Annotated in this window: 9 protein-coding genes and 1 riboswitch; all 9 genes read right to left on the bottom strand. The window is 65.3% G+C overall.

Features of this window, described 5'->3' with window-relative positions; genetic code table 11:
• Positions 1-82: 82 nt before the first annotated feature.
• The gene (locus tag P1X14_RS21000; protein WP_277317377.1) at positions 83-517 is read right to left on the bottom strand and encodes a hypothetical protein; all 435 of its coding nucleotides are present in this window, start codon (positions 515-517) and stop codon (positions 83-85) included.
• An 81-nt stretch (positions 518-598) separates the two neighbouring features.
• A complete protein-coding gene (locus P1X14_RS20995; protein WP_277317376.1) occupies positions 599-1,021 on the bottom strand; it encodes a nuclear transport factor 2 family protein in 423 nt (140 codons plus the stop codon).
• Between the two features lie 7 nt (positions 1,022-1,028).
• Positions 1,029-1,931: a hypothetical protein gene (locus P1X14_RS20990; RefSeq protein WP_277317375.1), complete on the bottom strand. Its 903-nt coding sequence runs from the start codon at positions 1,929-1,931 to the stop codon at positions 1,029-1,031.
• Positions 1,932-2,004: 73 nt separating this feature from the next.
• On the bottom strand, positions 2,005-2,877 hold the full coding sequence (locus P1X14_RS20985) for a hypothetical protein (protein ID WP_277317374.1): 873 nt from the start codon (positions 2,875-2,877) through the stop codon (positions 2,005-2,007).
• A 74-nt stretch (positions 2,878-2,951) separates the two neighbouring features.
• On the bottom strand, positions 2,952-3,455 hold the full coding sequence (locus tag P1X14_RS20980) for a 2'-5' RNA ligase family protein (protein ID WP_277317373.1): 504 nt from the start codon (positions 3,453-3,455) through the stop codon (positions 2,952-2,954).
• 191 nt (positions 3,456-3,646) lie between these two features.
• The gene (locus P1X14_RS20975; RefSeq protein WP_277317372.1) at positions 3,647-4,639 is read right to left on the bottom strand and encodes a YncE family protein; all 993 of its coding nucleotides are present in this window, start codon (positions 4,637-4,639) and stop codon (positions 3,647-3,649) included.
• Between the two features lie 362 nt (positions 4,640-5,001).
• Positions 5,002-6,897 carry a phosphomethylpyrimidine synthase ThiC gene (thiC, locus tag P1X14_RS20970; RefSeq protein ID WP_277317371.1) on the bottom strand — a complete coding sequence of 632 codons (1,896 nt, stop codon included), beginning with the start codon at positions 6,895-6,897 and terminating at the stop codon, positions 5,002-5,004.
• 36 nt (positions 6,898-6,933) lie between these two features.
• Positions 6,934-7,042, bottom strand: a riboswitch (TPP riboswitch).
• Between the two features lie 32 nt (positions 7,043-7,074).
• The gene (locus P1X14_RS20965; protein ID WP_277317370.1) at positions 7,075-7,572 is read right to left on the bottom strand and encodes a DUF2569 family protein; all 498 of its coding nucleotides are present in this window, start codon (positions 7,570-7,572) and stop codon (positions 7,075-7,077) included.
• 59 nt (positions 7,573-7,631) lie between these two features.
• A complete protein-coding gene (locus tag P1X14_RS20960; protein ID WP_277317369.1) occupies positions 7,632-8,498 on the bottom strand; it encodes a MipA/OmpV family protein in 867 nt (288 codons plus the stop codon).
• Between the last annotated feature and the right edge of the window lie 178 nt (positions 8,499-8,676).

Here is an 8,676-nt window from a genome sequence, read left to right as displayed (position 1 = left end):
CCCGGCCTCCCATCCAGCATATTCTGTGGGAGGCCGGGTGGGGGAGCGGGCCGGTGCCGCTTCAGCGCAGCTGAAACCGACTCTAAACCTTTGGCAGCGGGCACAGGCCCAGCCATTCGAGGGTAGCATTGGCGGCGGCACCGTCGCCGCCGATCGCTGCGTCGATCCTCGCGCTGACGGTCGCCTGTTCGGAGGCCAGGTTACGATCCGGGATGTTCTTCTGCTTGAGCAGGGCGAGCCACCCGTTCGCCGTCTGCTGTGCAGCCGGCAGCTTCACCGCGGCGGGCAGCGGCTTCAGATCGACCGCCGGAATCCGTTTCGCCTTCAGCGCCTTGGCCCAGTTCGTCCAGTAAGCCGCGCAGGTGGTATATTCGCCGGTGGTCTGCGGCGAGGTGCCCGAATTCTTCCCGGCGTCATAAGCCTTGGCAGCTGCCACCCAATCGGTGCCGGATTGCTGGGCCGCAACCGGCAGGGCCAGTAGGAGTGCGGCGGGAAGGATCAGGGCGGCAGGCTTCATGTCTTTGTCTCCGTTCGGTTGCCCGCATGACTAGACGTCGGAATCGCGGCCGAAATCCTCCGAATGGTGGAAGTGCGACTCTCAGATCATCCGGTTCAGCCGGGCAAAGCCCAGCGTGTCGAACATCTCGAGCACGCTGACCGCCTTGCCGTCGCGGAAGCGCCAGACATCGACCTTGACCGTGCTGGTCTCCTTGCCCGTCGCGCGCTCGCGCCAGCTGCAGCGGCCGATCCACACCACCGTGTCACCGCCATCGACGATCTCGTCGGTCGGATAATCGATCATGTCGAGATTGAGCGGCAGCGACTCCAGATAGTCGCGGGCGAACTCCTTGCCGGTCCGCGCCTTGGCCAGCGGGTGATCCTCGTGCGGCGACAACGCGCTGGAGCAGACGATATCGTCCGCCATCAGATCCAGGAACAGGTCCGCGCTCGCCCCCTTGCTCTCCGCCCAGCGCGCATAGGCGTGGCGGATTCGTTCGGCGGGGGTTTGCGTGCCGGGCATCGCGCCGTCAGCTATGGGGTGGGCCTTTTTCCAGCTCGTCGACCATTCGCCGCCGCATCTCGGTCTGCTGGCGGCGGCCATAATGGTTGGCCGGAACCGAATAGAGCGCGCGCAGGAACGCCAGATCCCATGGCGTCAGCGTGATCGGAATCTCGCTGTCCATCGTCGAATCGAGGATGTTGAGGATGGTCGGTGCGGTCGATCGGCGCAGCCGGGCCGGATCGGCGCCGGTATAGGCGCGCATCGCGGCATAATCGCCGACCTGGGTGGTGGTCAGCCCCTCCAGCGAATCGCGCTGGATCACCACGACGCTGGCGAGGAACACCGGGCGGACCGGCGAACTGAGGCGCGACGGCGTCGTCGTCGAGCTGAGGACGAAGAAATTATCGTCCGGGCTGTAGCTGATCGGCTGGCCCTCGCGATCGACATAGCCGCCCAGATGCCAGGCGGTGGCCGGGCCATCCTGGCGCGGGATCTTCACCACCTTGTTGGTCGGCAGGCGGAAGAAGGTGGGATAGGCCCGCTTCATCGCGCTGATCATCTCTTCCTTGTCGGGCGCGATGACCACCAGCGCGTTCGGCTTGCAGCCCGGTTCGGCCAGCGGCACGTTCGCTGCCTCGGCCACGCGGCGCATCCGTTCGGTGACGGCGGCATTGTGCCGCTCGCTCAGCCCGACCACGGCGGGGCACAGTTCGGTCCGGTCGAACCGGGCGAGCGGATCGACGCCGGCGACGACGGTCAGCTCCTGCACGAAATCGGCGGCCTGCTTGGCGCGGGTCGGCTGGTTGCGGCCGCCCTCGACGATGATCTCGTCATCGGATGCCGGCGGCACGCGGTTCTGCGCCGCGGCGGGCAGGGCGATCAGCAGCGGGGCGGCGAGCAGGGCGGAGGTGAGCAGCGAACGGCGCATCGACATATACTCCCGTCATTCGTTGTGCGTGCGTAACACGAGATTGCGGCGTGCGTCACGCTGCGGTGCAGGGTCAGCGTGTGTCCGGCGCCTTCTGGATATCCTCCGCCATCCGGTCGCCGATGCCGCTGCGCTGGGTCCGGCCGCGCAGATTGGGCGGCGCGGTGTAGAGCGCGCGCAGGAAGCTCAGGTCCCATTGCGTCACGCTGCCCGCGGTCACGCTGCCCATCGGCGCATCGATCACGGTGAGGATCGTCGGCGCGGCGGTGCGGGCAATGCGGGCGGGATCGGCGGCGGTGAGCGCGCGCATCGTGGCATAATCGGCGACCTGGTTGACGGTCAGCCCCTCCAGCGAATCGCTGTCGATCACCACGATCGACATCAGATAGACCGGCCGCACCATCGCCTGATTGCCCGAGGGCATGTCGGCGGATTCGAGGATATATTGCCCGGTCTCGTCATCGATCTCGAGCCGCCGGCCGTCGCGATCGACCTTGGCGGTGACGTGCCACGCGATCACCGGGCCGCGTTGCCGGGCGAGGCGGATCGGCTGTCCGTTGGGCTGTTCGAACAGGCGCGGATAGGTTTTGCGCATCACCTCGATCGTCGCCCTTGGATCGGGCGCGAACAGGATCAGCGCGGTCGCCTGGCAATCCTCGGCCGCCAGCTTGATCCCGGCGCCGGCCGCGACGCGGCGCATCCGCGCGGTGACCAGCCGGTCGAAATCAGGGGTCAGCCCGAAGGCGCGGGGGCACAGATCGCTCTCGAACCGCGCGACCGGATCGGCGCCGAGCATGCCGGTCATCCCCGCGACATAGTCGCGCACCTGCCGCTTGTCGGTCTCGCGGCCGGTGACGACGATCTCGTCGGGATCGGCGGGAGGCCGGACCTGCGCGGCGGCGGGGAGGGCAAGGAGAAAGGCGGCAACTGCGAGACAGATACGCATGGGTGAGTTCCCGACCGGTGATGTAGCAATGTAAAACAGGTGGGCACGGCGGACAAGCATCGGCATGCCGCGGTTCAGGTGATCAGCCGCCAGCGGCCATGGAGCCGATGCTCGGTCTTCCCCACCACGCTTTCGACCAGCAATATCTCGTCCACTATCCAGCCGATCACGGGCATCTTCTGCGCGTTCAGCCGGTCGCCATGATAGTTGATCGTGACATGCGGCTCGGGCGTGGTGCCGAGCATCATCGGTGCTTTGTGGGTGAGCAGATGCCGGACGAGCGCAGCCTGGAACGCGCGGGCCTCTGCCAGCGGCGCGCGGGTACGCAGGGTGACGGCCTTGCGGTTCTCGATCCGGTCGAATTCGAGCGGGAAGGCGGGGGCCTGCAGCGTGTCGAGCGCGGCGATCACTTGCCCGAGCCATTGGGGCTGGGCGTAATGAAGATCGAACAGCGAGGCGAGGGTGACGTGGAGCAGCTCCGGCCCGCGCCCGGAATCGTTGCGGGGCAACGCGACGATCTGCGCCTGCACCTCGGGCGGCGGCTTTGCCATCACATAGAGCGGATTGCGGGCGCGCATCTCAGCCTTTCTAGCAGAGCGATCGGCGGAACTTCACACTGATCCGCCCTTCCGGCGGCGGGGCCGGGGACGCTTGCTGCTCACCGGATCGAGATAATAGCATGCCCCCGGAATTCACGCCGGAAGCCGCCTCCCGGCCGCGGCCGGGAGGCAGTCGCCAAATCCGTGACAATCGATCCTGGCTGGCAATCCTAGCGGGCCGCCACGATCGCGATGTCGAGGATATCCGCGGCCCGGTCGGTGGAGACGATGATGAGTTCTCCCAGCGAGTTGTCCGCAACCGTGATGGGGGTCAGCGTGCCGTTGCCGTTACCCACGATATAGGCCTTGGCACCGTCGGGCGTGAAGGCGATCCAGTGCGGCTGGGTCCCCGCGACAACATTGATTGCCGGGCCGGCAGTGGCGGGCTTGGTGGTGAGGTCCAAACGAACCACTGCATCGATAGCGTTGTTCTTAACATCGGTCCCCGCGACCGCGATGTACGCCAGCTTGCCGTCGGGGCTGATCTCGATCTGGATCGGCTGTCCGGTCAAGTCGATTGCGGTCCCGGCGGTGTTCGTGGCGACATCGATCGGCGTCACGCTGCGGCTGCCCTTGTTGGCGACATAGGCCGTGGCGCCGTCCCTGGTGATGGCAACCCAGTTCGGATTGTTCCCGACCGTGATCGACGGCAGGGCCGTTCCCGACGCGCCATGTTCGGTCACCTGAATCGGCGTCACGGTGCTGCCGGCCGCGCTGTCCGTTCCCCAGTCCGCGACGTAGCATGTCTTGCCATCGGGCGTGAAAGCGACCGTGTTGGCGCCCGAACCGGGAACCGAAATCGTAGCGCCCACGACGCCGTCGGCCAGGTTCACCGTCGTGACCGTACCGCCCCCGTAATTCGCGACCCAGGCCCATTTTTCCTTGGTGTGGGGCACGAATTCGATGTCGACCGGCTCAGCGCCGACGGTGACCGACCATTCGACCTTGCCCGAAGCCAGGTCGATCTTGGAGACCGTGCCATCCGAAGCATTCGAGAACTCGTTGCTGACATAGGCGGTTTTGCCATCCGAGGTGACGATGATGCAGTTAGTCCCCGATCCTTCGCCCATCGGGAAAGGCGCCAGCACCTTGCCCGTCGCGAGGTCGACCGGAATGACCGATCCGACGCCGGGCGAAGCACCATTGTCTTGCGCGTTCGTCACATAAGCCAAAAGACTGGCGGATTTCGTCATTGCAGCAGCTTTCATGAAATGGGTTGATGGAAATCCGTTGAAACCCAAATTAGCCTATAAGACAAAGCCTTGTCGCGCTCTTGATATCGAGATTTCCGGCTATGCGGCTTCTAACGGAGAACAAGAACTGGCATCAACGCAGCGAAGTGCGCCCAAGCATAGTGGACAGACTAGGAAAGTAATATGACACTGTAAACCAGCGCCTTATCTCTCGTACAAAAAAAGGCGGCGCAAGATAATCTTGCACCGCCCTCTTTATTGGCATCGTGGCAATCATTCCCGCGTGAGCGCTGACGCTTCCTGCGGTTGACAATAGACTGTTGCAACCACCCTCAGTCGTGCTCGCGACCGCCGGCGCCCATGTACAGCTCGCTGCCGGTTTCCTTGAACACCTTGCTCATCTCTTCCATCCCCTTGAGCGCCGCGGCCTTGCTCGCCGCCGCGGTCTCCGCGCCAGACGGGCCGGTCGCGAGGAAACCCTCGACGCCCTGATTCTGCTTCGTCGCAAACTCGCGCACCTCTGCGGTGATCTTCATCGAGCAGAATTTGGGGCCGCACATCGAGCAGAAATGGGCGGTCTTGGCGCCTTCCGCGGGTAGCGTCTGGTCGTGATATTGTTCGGCCGTGTCGGGATCGAGCGACAGGTTGAACTGGTCGCGCCAGCGGAACTCGAAGCGGGCGCGGCTGAGCGCATCGTCACGGACCTTGGCGGCGGGGTGCCCCTTGGCCAGGTCGGCGGCGTGGGCGGCCAGCTTGTAGGTGACGACGCCGACCTTCACATCGTCGCGGTCGGGCAGGCCCAGATGCTCCTTGGGCGTGACGTAACAGAGCATCGCGGTGCCGTACCAGCCGATCATCGCGGCGCCGATGCCGCTGGTGATATGGTCGTAGCCCGGCGCGATGTCGGTGGTCAGCGGCCCGAGCGTGTAGAAGGGCGCTTCGCCGCACACCTCGAGCTGCTTGTCCATATTCTCCTTGATCTTGTGCATCGGCACATGGCCGGGGCCTTCGATCATAACCTGCACGTCCTGCGCCCAGGCGCGGTGGGTGAGTTCGCCAAGGGTGTAGAGCTCGCTGAACTGGGCCTCGTCGTTTGCGTCGGCGATCGATCCGGGGCGCAGGCCGTCGCCGAGCGAATAGGCGATGTCGTACGCCTTCATGATCTCGGTGATCTCGTCGAACTTCTCGTAGAGGAAGCTCTCGCGATGGTGCGCCAGGCACCATTTCGCCATGATCGAACCGCCGCGCGAGACGATGCCGGTGACGCGCTTCGCGGTCATCGGGATATAGGGCAGGCGGACGCCGGCATGGATGGTGAAATAGTCGACGCCCTGCTCGGCCTGTTCGATCAGCGTGTCGCGGAAGATCTCCCAGCTGAGGTCCTCGGCGACGCCGCCGACCTTTTCCAGCGCCTGATAGATCGGCACGGTGCCGATCGGGACGGGCGAGTTGCGCAGGATCCATTCGCGCGTGTCGTGGATGTTGCGCCCGGTCGAGAGGTCCATGACCGTGTCCGCGCCCCAGCGAATCGACCAGACCATCTTGTCGACTTCGGACGCGACATTCGATGCGACGGCGGAATTGCCGATATTGGCGTTGATCTTGACCAGGAAGTTGCGGCCGATCGCCATCGGCTCGGATTCGGGGTGGTTGATGTTGTTGGGGATGATCGCGCGGCCGCGGGCAATCTCTTCGCGGACGAATTCGGGCGTGACGTAGTCGGGGATCGCGGCGCCGAAGCTCTCGCCGTCGCGGACATATTCGGAAAGGCGGGCGCGGCCGAGATTCTCGCGCTCGGCGACATATTCCATCTCGGGCGTGATGATGCCGCGGCGGGCATAGTGCATCTGGCTGACGTTCGCGCCGGGCTTTGCGCGCAGCACCTTCTTGCGGACGTTCGGGAAGGGCTGGACGCCGCCGCTGCGATCCGGGCCGAGCTGGCCGTTATCCTCAGGGCGGACTTCGCGCTGGGCGACTTCCTCGACATCGCCGCGGTTTCGGATCCAGTCGCGGCGCAGTTCGGGCAGGCCTGCCATGATGTCGATGCGCGCGTTGGGGTCGGTGTAGGGGCCGGAGGTGTCGTAGACGCGGACCGGGGGCTCGCCCGAACTGGGCTCGAGATGGATTTCGCGCATGGCGACGCCGAGCGGGCCGACATGGATCTTCTTCGATCCGCGGATCGGGCCGGTGGTGACCTTGAGTTCGGTCTGTGCAGGGATGTCGGCCATGTGTCTTCTCCAATCATCGGGGAGAAAACGGACCTCGGGTGAAGCCTCGCCCACTCCCTACGCCGGTGTCAGCCGGATCAGGTTCAGCGGGTCTTGGCATCAGCCAACTCTCAACCGCTTGCGCGCGGTCCCCCGGGGATGGCCCTTGTTAGACGCTACTGCGCGGCGGGGGAAGTGTTAGTCGAACACCCGAGCCAGTTCGGCTTCGTCGCGGCTGTCGGGATAGAGATAGGTGTTCGCGACGCGCTTCGAACGCAGGAGATAGGCGGTCCAGATCGTGCCATAGGCGATCGGGCGGATCAGGCTGGGCGCCATCGCCGCGAACAGTGTCTGGACCGAGATGCCGCCCAGGATCGCGATGGCCAAGGGCGCGACCAGCACGTTGATCAGGCATTGCAGCCAGAGGCCCGCAATGCCCATCCGCACCGTCCGCCAGTTGCGCACCAGCAGGAAGCGTCCGACGACGAACCAGCTGATCAATATGCTGGTGCCGGACAGGACCAGCGCGGCGATGCGGACCGAGGGCCAGCGCGTGCCATAGGCGCGGGCGATATCCGGATTGGTCAGCTGGACGACGGTGTTGAGGATTTCCAGCGCCGGGCCGAACAGGCCGAGGGTGACGAGGAAGAAGGCAAGCCAGCCGCCGACGCCGCGCGGCCCATCGGTGTACGACATTTACCGATTCCCTCCCGGGCCAAGCCTAGCAAGGCGCGGCACGAAAGGAAGCCGTAACGTCAGAAGGCGTAGGCCAGGCCGAGCATGCCGGTCCACTGGTCGCGCGATCCGGCGATGCTGGTGACCGGGCTGTCGCCGAAATCGTTGAGCATCCGGCGATAGGAACCCGCGGCCATCAGCGAGAGGCCGCCGGTCAGGTCGCCGGTCAGCGAATGGAGGGCGAAGGCGCTCAGCGTCCAGTCCTTCCAGCCCTTTTTCGCGCGATAGGCGGGCAGGCCGCTGGCGATGCTGTCGGCCGGGGTGATGGTGAAATAGGCGTCGGCAAAGCCCTGGCCCTCATAATTGGCCTGGAGGTTCAGGCCGACATAGGCCTTGGTGCTGAGCGGGGTGCTGTAATCGATCGCCGGGGTGATCGACTGGCTGCTGTGCACGCCGTTGACGTCATAGGTATAGGCGACGCTGACGCTGAGCTTGTCGTAATCGCTGGTGATCACGCCCTGCTTGCCGATGCCGGCAAAGCCGCCGACCTCGATCGCGAAATTGCGCGTGGGCAGGCGGCGGACCTGCGGATCGGTGACGGTGCTGCGATATTTGCGGTTGAAGTTGACGCTGACGATCGGGCCGAGCTGAACGTCCCAGCCGGGGCCGCCCCTTGTGGGGATGATGTCGGCATAGAAGCGATTGCCGCGCAGCGCGAAGTTGATGCCCGAAACGCGGCCCTGGATTCCGGGCACGACGGTGAGCACCAGATCGTCCGACCCGTCATAGCTGGGGGTAAAGCCGGCCGCGGCGCCGATGCGCAGCGAATCCCCGTCCAGCTTGGCCGGATCGATCAGCGGCGCGGGTGCGGGTGCCGCGCCGTCATCCTGCGCAAAGGCAGGCGTGGCGAGCAGCAGCGGGAACAGGAACGCGGCGCGATACGACACTGGCGGGCCTCCGGCTTGATGTTGCACATGCGAAACGCACTTCAGGTCTATTGGCTCCCGAAGCGATTACAACAGGTGTTTGCGCCGGCAATGCGGCGGCACCGGCCCGCTCCCCCACCCGGCCACCCAACGGAAGGTTATTCTATGGGTGGCCGGGTGGGGGAGCGGGCCGGTGCCG

The organism is Sphingomonas sp. AOB5 (assembly GCF_029433115.1).
Classification (GTDB): domain Bacteria; phylum Pseudomonadota; class Alphaproteobacteria; order Sphingomonadales; family Sphingomonadaceae; genus Sphingomonas.
The sequence above is the reverse complement of the archived record's forward strand: the minus strand, read 5'-3'. Positions and strand labels throughout refer to the sequence as shown.

Bases quoted from the DNA above. Each gene is read 5' to 3' on its own strand.
- P1X14_RS20980 (WP_277317373.1), bottom strand. From the start codon at position 3,455: ATGCGCGCCCGCAATCCGCTCTATGTGATGGCAAAGCCGCCGCCCGAG.
- P1X14_RS21000 (WP_277317377.1), bottom strand. From the start codon at position 517: ATGAAGCCTGCCGCCCTGATCCTTCCCGCCGCACTCCTACTGGCCCTG.
- P1X14_RS20965 (WP_277317370.1), bottom strand. From the start codon at position 7,572: ATGTCGTACACCGATGGGCCGCGCGGCGTCGGCGGCTGGCTTGCCTTC.
- P1X14_RS20990 (WP_277317375.1), bottom strand. From the start codon at position 1,931: ATGCGCCGTTCGCTGCTCACCTCCGCCCTGCTCGCCGCCCCGCTGCTG.
- thiC (WP_277317371.1), bottom strand. From the start codon at position 6,897: ATGGCCGACATCCCTGCACAGACCGAACTCAAGGTCACCACCGGCCCG.
- P1X14_RS20995 (WP_277317376.1), bottom strand. From the start codon at position 1,021: ATGCCCGGCACGCAAACCCCCGCCGAACGAATCCGCCACGCCTATGCG.
- P1X14_RS20985 (WP_277317374.1), bottom strand. From the start codon at position 2,877: ATGCGTATCTGTCTCGCAGTTGCCGCCTTTCTCCTTGCCCTCCCCGCC.